The organism is Lactiplantibacillus herbarum (genome assembly GCF_001039045.1).
Lineage (GTDB): Bacteria > Bacillota > Bacilli > Lactobacillales > Lactobacillaceae > Lactiplantibacillus > Lactiplantibacillus herbarum.
Map to the genome: position 1 here is coordinate 1 of NZ_LFEE01000031.1, position 19,077 is coordinate 19,077.

General features: G+C 43.9%; 18 protein-coding genes. 7 read left to right on the forward strand and 11 right to left on the reverse strand.

The features are described 5' to 3' along the window. Window positions 1-233: 233 nt before the first annotated feature. Window positions 234-1,160: a DMT family transporter gene (locus ACG95_RS09630; RefSeq protein ID WP_048000317.1), complete on the forward strand. Its 927-nt coding sequence runs from the start codon at window positions 234-236 to the stop codon at window positions 1,158-1,160. A gap of 635 nt (window positions 1,161-1,795) precedes the next feature. On the opposite strand, the gene ACG95_RS09635 is transcribed toward ACG95_RS09630, so the two are convergent. The 4 genes from ACG95_RS09635 to ACG95_RS09650 form a co-directional block, all read right to left on the reverse strand. Then, entirely contained in the window at window positions 1,796-2,245 is a 450-nt protein-coding gene (locus ACG95_RS09635) for a hypothetical protein (protein ID WP_048000318.1), read from the reverse strand. A 15-nt stretch (window positions 2,246-2,260) separates the two neighbouring features. Next, complete coding sequence (locus tag ACG95_RS09640; protein ID WP_048000319.1) at window positions 2,261-2,647, reverse strand: hypothetical protein; 387 nt, start codon at window positions 2,645-2,647, stop codon at window positions 2,261-2,263. An 18-nt stretch (window positions 2,648-2,665) separates the two neighbouring features. Continuing rightward, window positions 2,666-3,679, reverse strand: coding sequence for a lipoate--protein ligase (locus ACG95_RS09645; protein ID WP_048000320.1), 1,014 nt, complete (start codon window positions 3,677-3,679; stop codon window positions 2,666-2,668). 502 nt (window positions 3,680-4,181) lie between these two features. Then, window positions 4,182-6,473, reverse strand: coding sequence for an SH3 domain-containing protein (locus ACG95_RS09650; RefSeq protein WP_048000321.1), 2,292 nt, complete (start codon window positions 6,471-6,473; stop codon window positions 4,182-4,184). Window positions 6,474-6,988: 515 nt separating this feature from the next. Between ACG95_RS09650 and ACG95_RS09655 the strand changes: the two genes are divergently transcribed. Next, a complete protein-coding gene (locus ACG95_RS09655) occupies window positions 6,989-7,450 on the forward strand; it encodes a universal stress protein (protein ID WP_048000322.1) in 462 nt (153 codons plus the stop codon). An 88-nt stretch (window positions 7,451-7,538) separates the two neighbouring features. Continuing rightward, window positions 7,539-8,432 (forward strand): RluA family pseudouridine synthase, encoded by an 894-nt coding sequence (locus ACG95_RS09660; protein WP_048000323.1) that lies wholly within the window; start codon window positions 7,539-7,541, stop codon window positions 8,430-8,432. A 144-nt stretch (window positions 8,433-8,576) separates the two neighbouring features. Here ACG95_RS09660 and ACG95_RS09665 read toward each other — a convergent pair whose 3' ends face one another. Together ACG95_RS09665 and ACG95_RS09670 are read right to left on the reverse strand one after the other, a co-directional pair. Further along, window positions 8,577-9,713 (reverse strand): glycosyltransferase, encoded by a 1,137-nt coding sequence (locus tag ACG95_RS09665; protein WP_048000324.1) that lies wholly within the window; start codon window positions 9,711-9,713, stop codon window positions 8,577-8,579. Window positions 9,714-10,017: 304 nt separating this feature from the next. Continuing rightward, window positions 10,018-12,384 (reverse strand): phosphoketolase family protein, encoded by a 2,367-nt coding sequence (locus ACG95_RS09670; RefSeq protein WP_048000325.1) that lies wholly within the window; start codon window positions 12,382-12,384, stop codon window positions 10,018-10,020. Between the two features lie 486 nt (window positions 12,385-12,870). Here ACG95_RS09670 and ACG95_RS09675 point away from each other — a divergent pair, with 486 nt between their 5' ends. Beyond that, window positions 12,871-13,233, forward strand: coding sequence for a hypothetical protein (locus ACG95_RS09675; RefSeq protein WP_053072764.1), 363 nt, complete (start codon window positions 12,871-12,873; stop codon window positions 13,231-13,233). 250 nt (window positions 13,234-13,483) lie between these two features. Here ACG95_RS09675 and ACG95_RS09680 read toward each other — a convergent pair whose 3' ends face one another. Next, window positions 13,484-14,209, reverse strand: coding sequence for a GntR family transcriptional regulator (locus ACG95_RS09680; RefSeq protein WP_048000326.1), 726 nt, complete (start codon window positions 14,207-14,209; stop codon window positions 13,484-13,486). Window positions 14,210-14,332: 123 nt separating this feature from the next. On the opposite strand from ACG95_RS09680, the gene ybaK reads away from it, so the two are divergent. Together ybaK and ACG95_RS09690 are read left to right on the forward strand one after the other, a co-directional pair. Next, on the forward strand, window positions 14,333-14,839 hold the full coding sequence (gene ybaK / locus ACG95_RS09685) for a Cys-tRNA(Pro) deacylase (protein ID WP_048000327.1): 507 nt from the start codon (window positions 14,333-14,335) through the stop codon (window positions 14,837-14,839). A gap of 6 nt (window positions 14,840-14,845) precedes the next feature. Beyond that, window positions 14,846-15,628: a hypothetical protein gene (locus ACG95_RS09690; RefSeq protein WP_048000328.1), complete on the forward strand. Its 783-nt coding sequence runs from the start codon at window positions 14,846-14,848 to the stop codon at window positions 15,626-15,628. Window positions 15,629-15,885: 257 nt separating this feature from the next. Here the strand turns inward: ACG95_RS09690 and ACG95_RS09695 are convergent, their stop codons facing one another. From ACG95_RS09695 to ACG95_RS09705, 3 genes are all read right to left on the reverse strand, one after another. Continuing rightward, window positions 15,886-16,536 carry an HD domain-containing protein gene (locus tag ACG95_RS09695; protein ID WP_048000329.1) on the reverse strand — a complete coding sequence of 217 codons (651 nt, stop codon included), beginning with the start codon at window positions 16,534-16,536 and terminating at the stop codon, window positions 15,886-15,888. Between the two features lie 4 nt (window positions 16,537-16,540). Next, the gene (locus tag ACG95_RS09700) at window positions 16,541-17,296 is read right to left on the reverse strand and encodes a LytR/AlgR family response regulator transcription factor (RefSeq protein ID WP_048000330.1); all 756 of its coding nucleotides are present in this window, start codon (window positions 17,294-17,296) and stop codon (window positions 16,541-16,543) included. 189 nt (window positions 17,297-17,485) lie between these two features. Further along, window positions 17,486-18,010 (reverse strand): DUF1836 domain-containing protein, encoded by a 525-nt coding sequence (locus ACG95_RS09705; protein ID WP_048000331.1) that lies wholly within the window; start codon window positions 18,008-18,010, stop codon window positions 17,486-17,488. Window positions 18,011-18,156: 146 nt separating this feature from the next. Here ACG95_RS09705 and ACG95_RS09710 point away from each other — a divergent pair, with 146 nt between their 5' ends. Further along, the gene (locus ACG95_RS09710) at window positions 18,157-18,522 is read left to right on the forward strand and encodes a hypothetical protein (RefSeq protein WP_048000332.1); all 366 of its coding nucleotides are present in this window, start codon (window positions 18,157-18,159) and stop codon (window positions 18,520-18,522) included. A 100-nt stretch (window positions 18,523-18,622) separates the two neighbouring features. On the opposite strand, the gene ACG95_RS09715 is transcribed toward ACG95_RS09710, so the two are convergent. Beyond that, window positions 18,623-19,057, reverse strand: a complete 435-nt coding sequence (locus tag ACG95_RS09715; RefSeq protein WP_053072766.1) for an Hsp20/alpha crystallin family protein — start codon at window positions 19,055-19,057, stop codon at window positions 18,623-18,625. Window positions 19,058-19,077: the final 20 nt, after the last annotated feature.

Here is a 19,077-nt window from a genome sequence, read left to right on the forward strand (position 1 = left end):
AAGTTATTTTGGGACTTTCAACCTTTAGTTTTCACTCACAATCACTGCACACAAGACGATCGACGTGTTATGCTGAGCATTAAGTGAGATTTAATACAGTTACTACCAGCTAACTAGCCGACTCAAAAATGAGCTTATTCAATTAAATCAAAAATTTCGAACTTTATCCTTGACCTAGAGTTAACTACAGCTAGTAAGCTAATAAACATCAACTTTGATAGGAGCGATGTCACATGTTATTACTAGCTTTAATTCCCATTCTCATGGGTGGCGGCCTGGCCATGCAAACGGCTATCAATTCCAAACTTCGCCAATTTGTTGTTTCCCCCTACTTAGCCTCAGCGGTCTCATTCAGTGTTGGCGCGGTCTTCCTGATTGCCTTGACCCTGTTTATGGGGGTCTCACCATTAGTCAGCTGGTCAACCATTACCAGTAATCCATGGTGGATTTGGCTTGGCGGTTTACTTGGCGTTATCGGTCTGACTACCAACCTGCTCTTATTTCCACGCTTAGGTAGTATTCAAACGGCAGTTTTACCTATTTTTGGTCAAATCGTCATGGGTATCTTAATTGATCAATTTGGTTGGTTTTCCTCACCCCGACTGCCCTTAACCCTCGTTAAAGTTGCCGGTCTGCTCTTAGTCACGCTTGGTATGCTCATTGCATCCCTTCGTTGGAGCCGTGCTGCTGCTAACCAGCAAGCTAATAATCAGTGGCTATGGCGTTTACTAGGCATCGGCGCAGGAATGCTGATGGCCACTCAAACGGCGATCAATGGTCATCTGGGTGTCGTTCTCGATTCATCCGTTCACGCTGCCATGATCTCATTCACAGTTGGCGCCGTCCTACTACTGATCATGGTTCTTGCTTTGAGATTACCACTCAGCGGTTTAGCCAACGCCGCACATGCTGGTCGCTCACACTGGTTGATTTGGCTTGGTGGTTTTCTAGGCGCTGCCTACGTCTTCGGCAGTGCCTGGCTAGTTCCCCAAATCGGGACTGGACAAGTCGTTGTAATCGCACTCTTCGGGCAACTGCTCTTCAGTGCCTTGATCGAACAACTGGGCTGGTTTGAAGCTAAGGCTCAACGTGTTCAGTTCCCACGCTTAATCGGTCTCTTACTGATGTTCATCGGCGTGGTTGGAATTCATTTTCTCTAATATTATTAACTATGCTAAACCTTAAATTATAATCCTGCGTTAACGGATAATCGTGAGCCGTTAACACAGGATTTTTTTCGTTAAATGTTTGTCGTGTGACGAATGTTAATGGCCGAAACGTGGTCCAGCAGGCAGGGAACTCCGCTTAGCTACGGAAGAGCAACGATGGCAAAGAACACCATCATCACTCTTCCTAGGCTATGCTCGATCCCTAACCGCCTGCTGGACCACTCTTATTTTTTTCAACAAAAAAAGCGCGCCAACCATCAAAAGATGATTAACACGCCTGTCGCGGCACCGGTTGCCCGGTGAAGGTGATATTCCACAATATCAGTGACTCAAGCACTCTGAATACGTCAGAAAAACGCGCCCCGCTATCAATATTAGTCACAAGCCGCTCGCACGGAACCGTCATTGCTGACGATCTGACTTAATCGACTCATCGCAAGAACTACAATAACACCTTCAACGCTATAATGCAAGGTTTAGTCAAAAAAGGCACCCCTGCGGAAGGCAATCAGACTTGTCCGCAGGGGTGCCCAGGGTTATTCGTTGATTTTGGCTTGGCCCCAATATCAGAATTAAGCATAACATCAACATGTAAAGTTATGATATTGGTTACGTAAAAATTACGTTTAGGCTTCAGCTTCCGTGATTTGATCTAGTCGTTCCAGTTGAGCTGTCAGCCAGTCCGTTAATAGTTGTTCGGCATTCGCCTGATCCGCCACAATATCGTCAACTGAACCTAGTTCATCAATTCGCAGACCAGATGGTAAGGCTTCTGATTCCGCAATCATGTAGACGTTGATTGGCATCGTATCATCCGCAACTGTCACCTTACCGATCTCAGTCAAGTTCGCCCATGGTAAGTTAATCACACTAGTTTCCAGTCGAAAACTAATGACTGGTTCATGAACGGTTACCAGCGTAATCTGTGCTAATTGATCATTCTGCACCGCTGTTACTAACTTTGTTAACCATGGTTTAACTTGGGTACTAAGTTGCTCATACTTCCCACTAAGGGTTTCCTGAGTCATCTTTACTGCTGTGATATCATCAATAAATGTTTGTACGTTTCGTTGCATACTATCCCTCATTAATTAATTGTTATTTTTTTGGCGCCAACGGGTCAACAACACAATCGTGTAAAAATTAACGCCGAGCCCCACCGCTCCCATTATTTCTAATAAGAGTTTGATTTCCATGCCAGCTGTACTCTGATAGCCAGACATTAGTGCACTGATCAATCCGAGACTGTAGATTAGAATAACCAATCCAAGTACGTAAAAGCCTAACATCCGGTTAATATAAACCGCCAGCACACCTAAGAAATACAGGACCAGTGCAATCAGTAGTCCCTGCCACATCTCAGCAGTCGAGATGGACTTCGCTTGTAAGTGAAAATGACTAGTAGACATCATCCAGTTGACGATACCGTAACAAAAAAGGGACACAAACGCAAATGCGACCAAGCGTGTCAGTTTCAACAAATCACTCCTATAAGGTTATTGGGCGATTAAATCAATAATGGCGGCTCGCTGAATCCCCCTGAAGTACGGTTCAAGATCAATATCAGCCAATGCTGTAGCCAGTGCCTCATGATCATAGCGAACACCTTGCAGTGCCGCTTCAACATCTTGGACGTTACCACTACCAAAGAAATCCCCATAAAATTTAATATTTTGAATCAAACCATCGTGCACTGAGATGCGGGCATCGATCGTTCCCATATCAAAATGCTGACGTCGTTTAACTGAGAATTCTGGTGATTTACCGTAAACCCAATCCCAATTAGCATAATAGTCTTCATAGATTTTATCAATAGCTTTTTGTTGTTCAGGTGTCACATGATATTCCTTATCCGCAATCTGTGTCAACGAATCTACATGGAATAATTCCTTTAATAACGCCTCCTGAAACTCAGGTACTGTTATATTTTGATACTCAGGAGCCAAATATGGGCGCAAATTAGTAACTCGACTTCTAACAGACTTGATGCCTTTAGAAGCAATCTTGTCAGTTGGCACCGTCAATGCTTGTGGTACCACGTCAAGATCAACGTTAAGCATCAACGTTCCGTGTGAAAAAGTCTTACCATTGCGCGAGTACATCGCATTACCTGAGAATTTTTTGCCATCAACTAATAAATCGTTACGACCACTAACCGTCGCAGTCGTGGCACCCATATCGTGTAGTGCCGTGATAATTGGTTTGGTAAACGTCTTAAAATCCCCAAACTCCTGACTATCACTATTCACGACAAAGCTGAAACAGAGGTTGCCTAAGTCTTGATAGACCGCCCCACCACCGGATAAGCGCCGGGTAACCGTAATATGGTGTTCCCGGACATAGTCGGCATTGATTTCTTCCAAAGTATTCTGATTACGACCAACAATGATACAAGGTTCTTCATAATAGAATAAAACCAATGGCTCATCAAAATCGACGTTATTCATTAAGTATTGTTCCGTAGCGAGGTTCCGCCCAATTTCATGATCCTTCATTGCGACATAGTACATTTTCTAAAATCTCCTTCAGCTCTAGGTTACATTAATCATACAACAAATTAAAAAAAGGACCCACAATGTGAGCCCCGTTTTTGGAAGAATCATCCAAAAAGCGTTGTGCGGGATTCTTCATCCCACAAAAAGATTGATTCACAATTCACATCCATGAACGCTTGATTGGCGGCAATCCGTTCTCCGTGAATATTACGTGCCATCAATAGATGGAGTCGGTCAGTTAGTTATCCGAAATTAGCGGAAACGCTGCTATACTGCACTAGCTATCACTTGACGGGTTTGTTACAACAATTGGGTAACGGTTGGTACTGACCCGTGACTCTTCCGATGAACTTAATATACCATACGGTGTAAGCGTTTGCAACCAAGCGATAAAAAACAACCCAGTCAGCGTAGGCCGACCAGGTTGCCTGAAGTTAATAGCGGTCGTAATCGCTATTTATCTTACTATCGTTATTATAAAGCCCTGATCTTTTGAAGACAATTAATCTGCTCAATACTACTTAACTTCTGCAACGTAACGGACTGCACCAGAAGCACTGAGATAACGTAACCACGTATAGCCCTCCGCTTTAACGGAACCATTATAGTAAACCGTCTCGTTAGCATTGTATTGGCCGACGACAGCTGCCTTCGTACTTGGTGCTGTCCGAATATTAGTTGTCGTAGTAAAACGGTACGAACCATTTTGACTCGTTACTTGATTAGAAGATTGTGAGGTCGTACTGCTGGTACTAGCATTGCTACTACCACCAACGGCAACGTAATGTTGCTTCCCGGAATAAGACTGATAACGTAACCAGGTTTGACCGTTTGCAGTTACCTTAGCATTGTAGTATACCGTATCACCGGCATTGTAAGTCCCAACGCTAGCCGTGGTACTGTCAGGAGTACTCTTGATAGCCGTACTCTTAGTAAACTTATACGACCCGCTCTGAGCCGTAACTTGTGGCTTCGTTACACTAGTTGTCGAACTCGTCTGCATTTGAACATAATGGTCAGTACCAGAATATGAGCGGTAGCGTAACCAAGTTTGACTGCCTACCGTAACTTTACCGTTATAGTAAACCGTGTCACCGGCATTATAAGACCCAACCGTCGTGGCATTAGTTGCTGGACTAGTCTTAATAGCGGTAGCCTGCGTAAACCGATATGAACCGGTTGCCGCCGTCACGTTTGGTTTAGTCGTAGTTGTGGTTGTCGTTGAGCCAACCGTATCCCCACTCATTGCCACGTAACGTTGACTACCTGAATTTGAGAGGTAGCGTAGCCAGGTTTGACCACCAGTGGTGACTTTACCGTTGTAATAAACCGTATCGCCGGTGTTGTAAGTGCCGACAACTTTGGCCGTCTTACTTGCCCCATCACGAATATTGGTCTTAGCCGTAAACTTGAAGGAACCACTAGCTGGTGTAACCGTTTGTTGCGTATTGTTGGTACTTGGCTGACTGATCATCACATAACGAGCCACACCAGAATAAGATTGGTAACGTAGCCAAGTCGCATTATTCACGGTCAGTTTACCATTATAGCTAACGGATTCGCCGGCATTGTAAGTCCCAACAACCGCTGAATTTTGATCTGCCGTATTATGAATGGTAGTCGTCTTCGTGAACTTATACGTTCCACTAACGGCCGTGACATTATCATTCGTTTGCGTACCGCCACCATTATTGTTACTCGTATTACCGGTCGTCTGACCACTGAGAACTTCACGATCCCAGGCATCCAAATTATTATATTCAATAATACTGATCAGTGAACTAGCATACGTTGGTGCCGTAGCATAGCCATCTTGTTGTAATCGGCTGGCCACTTTTTTATACTCCGTGACACCAATCAAATTATTGTATCGTGAATTTTCAGTCAAGAAGGCACCGTGATCTTCTACACTTGCTGACCAGTTCGGATACTTCCGAAAAGCGTCTTGAATCGTAATGTAGTGCGTCCCCGTCCATTCTTGGGTTGGAAAGTAGACTGATTGTCCCTGATAACTGCCCTTAATTCCGAACAAGTTATTACCGACCGTCGACAATTGTGATTGGCCCCAACCACTTTCTAAAATAGCTTGGGCTGCCGTAACAGAAGGTAAAACTTGGTACTTGTACCAGCCAGAAATGGCCCCTGCTTTGATCTGTGATAGGAACTGATCTTGACTCGTAGTTGCCGTGCGAACCGTTGCTGAAGTCGCCATAATTGACTGTTGTGCTGTTGCACTAGTGGCCTGGGCTTCAACTTTGGCCGTTACTGACGTGGCATTTGACGCTGCTGATTGAGCCGTTGACTGCTTAGCTGATTGTTCCACGGAACTAGTGGCCGCTGAACTGGTTGCACTACTGTTCAATTGATCAGCAGCACTAGCCGTCGTCTTAGCCGTTTCACTAGCCGCACTCGTAGCTGTCTTATCCGCTGCGCTTGCAGTCGACTGAGCACCCTGTGAAGCTGTACTAGTCTCGGTAGCCGTACTATCCGCCACGCTGGCCCGTACTGCGACACGACTAGTTACGCTAGTGGCAGTGTTAGCTGCATCACTCGCTTGGCTGGTCGCAGACGTACTGTCACTTGCTGCTGTTTGACTGGTTGACGAACTAGCCGCCGCACTGGTAGTCGACTGACTAGTTGCTCCCAGCGTGACTTGTTGTTCATTAGTTGTACTAGACGTGCTATCGGTTGTTACCGCAGCACCCTTACTAGTTGATTTAACCGTATCCGCCTTACCGTTAATCATTGGTAATAAAGCAGTACTCAATAATAATGAAGTGACGACTCTTTTAGTCATTCCCATTTTCAATTTCTATCCCCAAACTTTCCTTGAATTATCGATCAACACAACCGTATCCATACCCCTGTATAGATTTGTTATCATACGACAATAGTAGCATGCCGCTATTTCACATTCAATCGTGGTCACTTATAATTATTTTGCTAATTAGCAGGCACTGACAACGTTGTCATTTATAATTATTAATAAGTCACTAATTAGTTATGATTAATCATGTGAACAGTGGTCTTCACGCTGAATCGATCAGGCCTTGAACATGCTGGTCACAGTCGCTCCGATGACTGATAATTAACAGTTACTGATTGATCTATTAATCTCAACCACCATCATTAAATTTTGCTCAGAAATCGTTACTGACCATTTCAACTTTGATTAACGTACTCCCGTTTACCCAACGTTAGCCTTTGTAAACGTGAACACACTTCACAACTTCCAATAACTTATCATGTCAAAATGCTTACACTAACAAAAATTAATGATAAAATAAGAGTATTAATTAGCCATACAAAACGGGGGTAACCATTATGTTACAACAATATCAAAATATCTTGGTACCAGTTGATGGCTCCAAAGCCACCGATGAAGTTCTTCTTCGTGGTATCGAAGTCGCTAAGCGTAACAAGACTCATCTCGACATTCTTAACGTGTTAGAAGTTAACCAATTCAGTGATACGTACGGCGGTGCGGTCAGTGGTGACGTTATCTACAAACTATCCGAAGACGTTCAAAAACGCCTTGAAGAATTGAAGCAACAAACGATTGATGCCGGCGTGACTGACGTTGACATTCACGTTCGTTTTGGTAATCCCAAAACTGTCATTGCTCGTGAATTTCCAACCGATCACCACAACGAATTAATCATGATTGGTTCAACTGGTTTATCCGCTGTTGAACGTTTGATGGTTGGTTCTGTTACGACTTATGTTAGCCGTAACGCCGTCTGTGACGTGCTGATCGTTAAGCCTGCTACTGACGAAAAAGACTAATTACAGTACCATGACGGTCTGGGACACGCTCCCAGACTTTTTTTACGCCATTCTTCACACCTAACTTACTGAGAAGGAAGTGCCTATCATGACTTGGACTTATCAACTCACCATCCCGCCCAGTCTGAACGATCAAACGATTCGAGCCTGCCTACAAAGCTGGTTATTGCCAAAACGTATCCAAGGACAGTTACGGCAAACGCGCCGCATTAAACTAAATCAAGTAATAGTTTCGATCGCGCAACAAGTCCACACCGGCGATCAACTTCAATTAACGTTTATTGACACTGATTTTCGGACGCCTAACTCCAATTATTTGCCCGATTCGACCGCAACGCCAATTATTCTGTACCGCAATGCGGATCTACTAGTCGTCAACAAAGCCGCCGGAGTTAAATCTCATCCGAATCAGCCAGGAGAAATCGGTTCTGTATTGAATCATTTGGCCGCTAGCTTGGCGCCTGAAGCGCCCTACATGGTTCACCGACTCGATCAGATGACTTCTGGCGCAATGCTGATTGCACTCAATCCTGTGGTCGTCCCTATCTTAGACCGACTGATCAGTGAGAAACAGATCCATCGCACCTATTACGCTTGGGTTCGCGGTCACTTTCCAACGACTGCTGGTGAGTTTACAGCACCGATTGGCCACGATCCGCTCGACAAACGTAAACGCTGGGTCAACACGGTTGACGCCCAGTCTGCATTGACGCACTACCAAGTTTTACGTACGACGGCTAACCAGTCACTAGTCGAGTTAACGCTGGAAACTGGTCGCACGCACCAACTACGGGTTCACCTAGCTGCCAGCGGTCATCCAATCATCGGTGACCCACTGTATGATCGACCAACGAACGCCCCACGCCTACTATTGCATGCTAGAGCGCTCGACTTACAGCTTCCTTTCAGTACGACCAGAGTCATGGTACCCGCGCCGTTACCAACGATTTTTCATCAATTAGACCAGCTTGACCAGTATTAAAATTTAGGCCTATTGCTCAAAATAGCTTCCTTCAGAACATCAAGATTCTGGAGGAGGCTATTTTTTTTGCTATGACTTCTGGGAACAAAGCAGCTACTATAAACCAACTCTTGCAAACCACCATTTCTGATTATGCACTTTTTATTACCCAGGCTTACGCTGCTCATCTGCCGTCAAGACAATTTGTGGTAAGTACTGTCGGTTCAGCAATGCCATCCATTGTCGTAAAATACGCGGCATCATAAAATCCCGACTACGTTCACGGGCACGTTGCGCATAATCTTCGCGCAGCCGCCGATCCATTAATAAAGGCAGCAGGTCATCGACTAATGCGGGAACATTCCTAGCCGGCGTTAAGACGCCATAGCGGCCATCCTGCAAATATTCCGCTGAACCCGTATTCCACATAGAAACGATTGGTAATCCGATTGCCATAGCCTCGCCAATCACTAACGGCATGCCTTCCCAACGCGATGTCATTAGAAAGATACTCGCTTGTTGATAATGTTGTCGCAGGGCTTCATCTTTGAGTGCCCCCCGATAAATGATTCGTTCAGCCACACCTAATTCATCGATCAATTGATTAAAAATCGCTAACTGCGATTGCGGTCCCGAACCAGCCACGGCGATTTGCCAATCGTCAGGCAGTGACCGGGCAACCGTTAATAAATAATCGAGTCCCTTATGCTGAATATCAATCCGTCCAGTATAAGCGATCGTATGCTGATCAAGATTTGCCTGAATACCATGTGAATCCAGTGTTAAGGGATTATAAATTTTGACCGTATGCGGATTGAATCGTGAGTAGCCTTCCAGATCGTAGTCAGTCAACGTCACTACTGAATCAGCGGCCATCAGTCCTGTAATCAATTCAGACTGCATCTGAACATAGTATTGATTGAGATAAATATCCACGTTGTTATGCATCCAAGCAATCACGTTGAGCCGAGGAATGCGCTTCTTAATTACCGGTGCAAAACTAGTCAGTAGTCCTCCAGGTAATACCACGGCATCGTACTGGCCTTCTTTTAAGGTTGCCACTAAATCCGCAACCTGGTGTGCATAGATGCCGAGTGGTGCTGAGCCAAAATAATTCAATACCGCCGCACTCGCTGGCCGCCGTGCTGTAATTAACGGGGCTGCCAACGGATAAAAGCTACGGGGCTGTGCTAACGAGTAAAAAGCAACCTCTGCTTGCGAGACTAGTGCATTGCCTAAAACTGTTGCGGCGCGTTTCACACCATCCATCACAAGATTTTCTACTGCAATTAAAATTTTCATACGCAGTATGGGCTAACCATCCATGTTACAGTTAGCCGCTCCTTTCTTGCCACCGAGTTATGATTCTCACAAATACTGACAGTCACGTCTTTGCAATTCACCGCCGCACCAACATTCAGTCACTCACCATTAAATTCCAGTACCATGGTTATTAAGTCCACAGCTAAATGTCGTTACCAGGTTAGCAGTATTATACCAGCTGAGATTAAAAAGCCATTAGAATATGCTCATTATTTAGACAAAAAAAGCATTACGCGACAGGACTAACTGCGCGTAATGCTTTTCATCTTAATTTAATTCAGTTTTACTTTAAGCCTTCCCATTGCCAGTCTTCAACTTCTGGCAAGTCGGTTCCGGCATCACGAATGTAAGCATTGTGTTTTGCTAACATGTCATCCATTGATTGAACAAAGGCTGCACCCGTGTTTTCCATCTCTGGTTGAGCTTCGATTGCTGTCTTAGCAAGGTCAAAACGATCCATTTGGTTCATCACACGCACGTCGAATGGTGTGGTGATATCCCCATTTTCACGGTAACCATGCACGTGAAGATTGTGGTTGTGACGATCAAAGAAGATGTCACGAACTAAGTCTTCATAACCATGGAACGCGAAGACCACTGGTTTGTCCTTGGTAAAGTAGTGATCGAATTCAACATCAGATAACCCACGAGGATCCTTCTTAGGACTCCGTAACTTCAAGATGTCGATTACGTTGATGTAACGAATCTTCATGTCAGGGAACTGATCATGCAACAACTGGATAGCAGCTAATGATTCTAGCGTTGGTTCCGTCCCAGCAGAGGCAAAGACGATGTCAGGTTCACTATCCTGATCCGTACTTGCCCAGTCAATAATACCCAGACCATTGTCAACTAATTGCTTAGCTTCTTCAATGCTGAACCATTGTTGACGTGGATGTTTCGACGTTACCACGTAGTTGATCTTTTCTTGGCTACGGAAGATCACGTCACCAACGGCTAACAAACTGTTAGCATCGGCTGGCAAGTATTCACGAATGTATTCTGGCTTCTTTTCAGCTAAATGCGTCAAAGCACCAGGATCTTGGTGAGTGTAACCATTGTGATCTTGTTGGAACACCGTTGAAGCCGCAATGATATTCAATGAAGGGTACTTTTTCCGCCAATCAAGTTCATTGGCCTTACGTAACCACTTGAAGTGTTGCGTCAACATTGAGTCCACGACGCGTAAGAATGCTTCGTAACTTGCAAACAAGCCATGACGACCCGTTAAGACGTAACCTTCCAACCAACCTTCTGCTTGGTGTTCAGATAACTGAGCATCCAAGACCCGGCCAGCAGGTGCTTCGTATTGATCACTATCAGGATGAATATCTTCCAACCATTGACGGTTAGTCGTTTCAAAGACACCGTATAAGCGATTTGACATCGTTTCATCTGGTCCGAACAAACGGAAGTTATCAGGGTTCTTCTTGATAACGTCGCGCAAATAGTCTGACCATACTAACATATCTTGCTTAACGTTAGCGCCCTGTTCCTTCGTATCAACCGCGTAATCGCGGAAGTCTGGTAAGTTTAAGGCCTTAGGATCAACCCCACCGTTAGTGATTGGGTTAGCAGCCATCCGGCTATTGCCAGTTGGCATAATTTCCTTAATGTCATCCTTCAAAGAACCATCTTCATTGAAGAGTTCTTCAGGTTTGTATGATTCAAGCCAATCGACCAAGGCATCTGAATGTTGCATATCGTTTTGGTCTACAGGAATTGGAATTTGGTGAGCACGGAATGAACCTTCGATCTTTTCGCCATCCCATGACTTAGGACCCGTCCAACCTTTAGGTGCGCGGAAGACGATCATTGGCCATACTGGCAATGTTGCGTCGTCGTTGTCACGAGCTTGCTTCTGGATTGCTTTGATCTTTTCAACGGCTTCATCCATTGCTTTGGCTAATAATGGGTGAACCGTTTCAGGATCGTCGCCAGTAACAAAGATTGGTTCCCAGTTCATACTTTCAAAGTATTGCTTGATCTTTTCGTCAGAAGTCCGACCAAAGATGGTTGGGTTAGAAATCTTAAAACCGTTTAAGTTCAAGATTGGTAAGACGGCCCCATCATTGATTGGGTTGATGAACTTCGTTGATTGCCAAGAAGTTGCTAATGGACCCGTTTCGGATTCACCATCACCAACGACAACCGCTGCAATTTCATCAGGGTTGTCAAGAATCGCACCAACACCGTGAGAGATTGAGTAACCAAGTTCGCCACCTTCGTGGATTGAACCTGGTGTTTCGGGTGCGGCATGAGAAGCGACACCACCTGGGAATGAGAATTGTTTGAAGAGTTTTTGCATCCCTTCAACATCTTGCGTCATTTCAGGATAGATGTCGGTATAAGTACCATCAAGGTATGAGTTAGAAACCATCACTTGACCACCATGACCGGGACCTTCAACGTAGAACATCTTCAAGCCGTACTTATTAATAACCCGGTTTAAATGGGCATAAATGAAGTTTTGGCCGGCGATTGTTCCCCAGTGACCGATTGGATGAACTTTAACGTCACTTGCTTTTAATGGGCGTTGTAATAATGGATTATCTTTTAAATAGAGTTGACCAACGGATAAATAGTTGGCGGCACGCCAATATTTATCAACCTTTTGCAAATATGCTGGTGATGAATAATCTGTTGTCATTTCAAAACACTCCTTAATTTGCTTTCCTCAGCGATTGAATAATTAGCTGTTATCGTTTACAAGTTATATTCTAACAACTTTATTTTAAAAATCAACCTTTTTATTAATTGGAACGGTCCAATTATAAAAAGTTATTAAAACAAAATCTCGCTCAGGGTACGTCCCCCTTGAATCAGCCCGCAATTCGAACTAATTAATTATTAAAAATGAATCTTTATCATAATTAATTTATTGGGGCTTTTGCCAATTATCATAACGCTTCCCTACTAAAAAGTAACAGCAGATGCATTTTTGCCAAAGATCCTCATTAACACACTAAAAAGCCCAAGCCCTACTCAGTGAGGCTCCGGCTGTTCAACAAACTATTATGATTTATGTTCATTAATTAAATTATTATCGCAAATTAATTCCTTTTGACAACCACTATTTTTTCCCGGACGTAAACTATGTTCATATCACGTTATGTAATGGAAAGGACTTAAGTCAGTGAAAAAAGCTAAGGAAAAACGGCTCTTCGAGGTACTCGTTACGAGTATTATTCTAATATTGGCCATTATAAGTTTGCAGCCTACTTCGCTAGAACATCTAAAAACACAGTTGAATCACGGTAGTTTAGTCTATGCTAGCGAGAACTTGAGGAAGCGGTCTACTGGCAAAGGCCACTTAAAAGTCAAAAATAAAAATCATTATATTGGTCGCTTTAAAGACGGTCGTTTTGAAGGTAAAGGACAGTTCGTCTCACATGCTGGATGGCAACTCAAAGGAACTTTCAAGAATGGCGAACCCACAGGAAAAGTTCAATTGCGCGTCGACAAGAAACCAATCACCCCAAAGATCTCCAAAAAATAAGCATCACTTTATCAACAACATCCGTCTATAAGTGACCTTAACCGTCATTTCCGCTACAAATGACTTTAGCACTTACCTATCTGACAATAAAACGCATCGTTGCAATTGCAACGGTGCGTTTTTAGTATTGATGAACATTATTATTAAGCGTTTGGGACAAAACCCAAACTCATTTTTCATCTTCACATATTTACAGTCGAAACGTGCGACAAAAGGCTGCTCCCTCCGCCTTTTGTCCCACTCTCCATTATTAAGGGTTAGTTGACACAAACGTCGTATACTTCATATAACGATAATGTAATCGCATATTGGAAACTTCAAACGGTGTCCCGTCATCTAAGAAGAAGATTCCACTCATTAAGCCCACTGGTTCAACAGGCTTCAAATGCAATAATTGTTGATCATTTTCAGTCGAAACATCCGCCGAAACGGATAAAAACGACTTGGAAACAGCTGAGTGCAAGGTTTCCTGCACATAATTAAAGATCGAACCGCTGACCACTTGCCGATTTAATTGTGGGACCAGCTTAATTGGAATATAACCCGTTTCAATCATGAACGGTTGATCATCCAGTAATCGCAACCGTTTGATCTCATACACAAACTCGTCAGGTGTTAAAAATAAGTCCTGTTGCAACTCCGGACTTGCCGGAATGACCTGAAAGTCTAATAATTGAATACTAGGTTGGGCACCTTCAGTGTTCAAACTATCAGTAATTCCTAAGTTTGTGCCTTCATACTTAAATGAAGACTGGTTTTTAAGATATAATGGATTAATAAACGTTCCTGAACCACGTTTTTTAAAAATGAGCCCTTGATTGGCCAAGATATTGAGCGCCCGCTTGATTGAACTGCGGCTGACGTGATATTGTTCACTGAGACTCCGCTCATCCGGTAGCTTCTTATCGACGAATTCGTTCGCCATAATACGTTTGTTGAGGTCGGTAATGACTTGTTGATACACAAGATCAGCCATCGTGATTCCCCCTTTTCAATTAGTATGTTGACCTTAGTATAGCAGAATTAAACACATTTTGTTGAATTGCACCGGTCCATTTTTATGATTGGAACGTATTTTTTATAATTGTGAGGTTAAAACATGTCAAAAAAGAGTAAACAAAAAGATCAACTAGGAAAAACGCTCGTCGAAAAAATCTTGGATAAAGCCAACGTTAGCTACCAGCAATACGAGTTTCCAACGGTCGTCGAAGGTGACGTTCAGCAACTGCAAGTCGACCACCTCGGCGTTGACGAACACCACATCTATAAGACGCTCGCATTGATTGGCAACAAAACGGGCCCCTTAGTGGGTGTCTTACCTATCGACGAACATTTGAGCTACAAGAAACTAGCTAAATTATCTGGCAATAAAAAAGTCGGCATGATTCCGCTAAAAGATTTGGAACGGACGACCGGCTACCAACACGGTGCCAACACCCCAGTTGGAATCTGGGAAACCAAGAAATTCCCAATCTTCATCGACGAAATTGCCAAACAGCAAGGCCAGATGCTCGTTTCGTCTGGTAAAATCGGTCGTTCAATTGAGATCGATGCCAATGACCTCCGTAAATTAGTCCATGGCACGTTTGGCGAAATCACGGAGTAAAGCCCAGTGAATGAGTTTATCGAGAATATCGGCTTAGTATTGCTCGTCACATTGGGATTACCTGAGTTGTTTACTTGGCTACTAACAATTACCAATCGTCGTACCAATGCCAACTTGATAGCCCGCTTCGGCATTAACAGTCAGGTTTACTGTGGCTTTTTAGGAATCATGATTCACGAACTCAGCCACCTAGTGATTGCGCTACTCTTTCGTCATCGCATCAGTTCGTTTCGATTAGTTAAACTACCACATTTAAAAGCTAAAAATGGCGATGAACCAGACCTAGCACTCGGTTACGTGTATCATGTTTGGAACCATCGTAGTCCGTACCAACTGATCGGTAACTTCTTCATCGGGATGGCACCTATCTTCGGCTGTACGGCTGTTCTATTAGTCCTAGATCAACTGCTAGCACCCGGCTTGGCTAAAGCTATCTTCGAATTGGCAGACACGCCAACCGCACCTAACTGGGCGGCCAGCTGGCAAGCACTCACGACGACTCACGTTAGCTGGTGGCAGCTGCTACTACTACTTGTCTTAACAATTACAATCGTGGTCGGTGGCCTCGAACTGAGCTCCGCTGATTATCAGAATCAGGCGATCGGCTTATACAGTATGATTGCCTTACTGATTGTAGTCACTACCATCTTCACGTTACTGGGAATTACGGGATGGATTCATCACCTTGTCATGGCTGGTTTAACCATCGCTATGATTCTCAGTTACTCGCTGATCGTGTCACTACTGATTATGTTGGGAACTAATCTATTCACTCGTCGGCACCGCTAAAAGCTTGCGTCTGTTAAACTCTCAAACTGCCCTGCAGTCCTCGTTGCTGCACTAATTATGTTACGGAACTAAAAAAAGCTACGTCAGCAATATTGCTGACGTAGCTTTTTTTAGCTCTAATGTTAATAGTCGAAACGCGGGCCAGCAGGCAGGGGCCTCCGATCGATTGCATCGGGATAAAGATGGAAAAACACCATCCTCACTCCTCCTAGGCTATGCTCGGTCCCTAACCGCCTGCTGGCCCACTCTCTCTTCACTTAGTCCTCTGACACCCATTCCGCCTTAAACTGATCAACGAACTCGTGCATCACTGCCGTCCGACTCGCCGCCAATTGCTTAGCCGCTGCCGTGTTCATCAAATCAGCTAGCTTGAATAATTTTTCATAGAAATGGTTGATTGCCGTTCCCGGTTGATTGCGATACTGTTCCTTTGTCAGGTGTTCACGTGGTGGTAACTCTGGATCATAGATGGCCTCACCAACGTGGCCCGAATAATAGAGTGCGCGGGCAATTCCAATCGCGCCAATCGCATCTAACCGATCGGCATCCTGTACGATTTGACCTTCCAAACTCAACTTTTGAGCACCATCCATCGATTTACTGAAAGACATATGATCGATAATATCAAAAATTTCACGCTGAGCCGCTGGCGTGACCCGTAGTTCAGTCAACTGATCAGCCAAATCCTGATGCGCCTTGATGGGATCAGCCATTAATTTATCGTCGATAACATCGTGCAACCAGGCAGCCGCTAACGTCAGGTTCAAGTCAGCTCCTTCTGCCACTGCAAGACGTCGAGCCAAACGATTAACACGTTCTAAATGGTCACTCCCATGCCCACTGTGGTCTTGGGCTAGTCGCTGTAAAGCGTATGCTTGAATTGCTGTTAATTGTGCTTCCGTTATCATTTACTCATCCTATTTCTGCGTTAGTATAGTACGTCCTTAATTTCTTAATAGTTCCACGACTGAAGGACAAATGGTCACCATTATCCATACTGATCGCCCCTTTATTAAAGTCGACCGTGATGACCCGTTCAAGATTCAGCGCATAACTCTGAAACTCATTAAAAAAGTAGTTAGCTGTTAGTTGTTCCTTAATCGTATTTAAATTTTTATGTACGACATAAACCTGATCCGTAGTGACAATTCTGGTTGTACGTAGGCCATGCATCTTTTCACAATAAACAATGTCCTTTAGCTTCAACGTTAATAATAACGCACCACTACGCAAGGTTAAAGTTACCCCGGCTGAACGGCGTAAGGTTGCCACTCTCTTTTTGACGACCTCTAACACTTCTCGAACCTTGGGCACAAAAACTTCCTCATCGAACATATCGACCTTTGAGATAAACCCAGTCGGCGCCGTCATCGCACTCAACGTGTCGGGCATCATATCATCACGCACCGTCACGTAGATCACAAAACCATCTGGATCATAGTCACGGATCTTCGAGGCTAACTCAATCCCAGTAATATCGTGTTGTAAAACAATATCTAAGAAATAGAGGTTCGGCCCTCCACTAGCTTTAACTGCAGCCAACACATCAGCTGGCTGCCAAGCCGTTTCTAACTCGTAGTTAAAATGCAAGGCATCTAACTGCGTTGTAATGATATCGTTCAACCACAGCCGTTGCTGCTCTTGATCATCACTGATAAATACCTTCATATCAATCACTCTTCCTAAGAAGTAAGGCAACTTAACAAATTTATAGCTTGGCTAAAATGCCTTCCTTCCCATTCATTCACTCTTTTGCCTGCAATTCTTATGATACTAAAGCCCCATAATTCCAGCAACTAAAAAAAGCGATCGTCGGCCCTCAAGATCAGTGCAGACGCGCGCTTTAAGTTAATCTATCTATTTTTCAATCTGCTGTGGCTTCGTTTGAACTTGATTCAAACGTAAGAGTTCATCCGTTCGTAACTTATTAACAATTAATTGTGCAGCAGCCGTTGTTAAACTGTGACTGAGGTTTTGATCCGAGATCGCCACCGGCGCGTCCAGTTGATGTAACTGCGTCGTCAACGTGGTAATAAAGTTATCATACGCCCGCTTGGGATACCCAGTCGCAGTGACCTGATCGATGCCTTGACGAATCTTCTCCAATGGATAACTTGGTTTAAGTAAGGTAATCACGATAATATCGGCCAACTGCATGATTTGATACTTCTTCTTCACTGGTGACAAGATAACCTTATGCTTAACGTAATTATTGATCATCGCTGCCGTCACTGAGTCAACCCCAAGTGGCTGTAGCGTTTCATTGATCAACAATAAGACCTGATCCATATACAAATCAAAGTTAGGTAACTCCGTCCACTTCGGCAGGATCACCTTACCCATTCGTTGTTGCCAGTCTGCGTATGTTCCGTTTGCTGTCATCGTAACCCCTCCTTAACTTATTATAGCTATTATACTTAGATTAGCTAGTCTTGTAAACTAGGTAAACTTATAAATCGCATTAATTATGGAATATGGTATCATTTATGAGTTCAGCTAATTCTTAATGAAAAGTAGGTTATGACTTTATGTATGAAATGACTAAAAAAATGCGTGTGGGCGATGACGTCAAAGAAATCATCCCCCAACCAGTTATTGCCGGTTTATGGGCTCGCCTCAGAGAGATGCGCAAAGAAAAATTATTGATTGATAATACGATTGCCGTTATGTTCAGTGACGACTACGAAGATAATAAAATCTTCTTCATGACGTTACAAAAATCTGGCTCATTCGCTAACGAATACGAAATGGCTTACGATGGTCCCAAGAATTTCTTAGGCCACGGCACGATCGTCATCATCAAGGATCGCCCCCGGACGATTCAGATGAGCATTTCTGATGCTAACAAGGAATCTGATGAAGAACAAGCTTCAGATGACGATTCAACTAAATAATTGTTTTAGGAATCACTGCTAATTTTAGGGTGATTCTTTTTTTCGATATGTTTTAAAAATAAACGACGCTACCAGTTAATTACCGGTAACGTCGTTTTAACTATTGAATTTCAATTTCACCTACAGCAGCCTTAACCATCTTGGGCAAGGTCACAGTCAACAGCCCCGCTTGGTAATGGGCCTGAATTTGGTCTCGGACCACACCAGCTAAGTGAAACTGCCGAGTTAAATCAGCCGTTGCACGCTCATGATGCAAGATGCGACCATCGTCATTACGGCCGTCATCAGAACGGTGAGCACGAATCGTTAACCAGCCATCAGTATAAGTAACTGTAACGGCTTCCTTATCAAAACCGGGTAATTCAGCTGTCACCGTATAGTCATCATCGTGTTCGACCACGTCAGTCTTCATTGCCGCATGGGCATTCAGCGCAGATTCAACGTTACGGTGCGTCCGTTTTAAAAATTTCACGGGTAATAACAACTCATCGATATGGTGACCGAACAACTGCTGACGAACTCTTTGCTGATGCATGTTGAAACCTCCGTATTAGA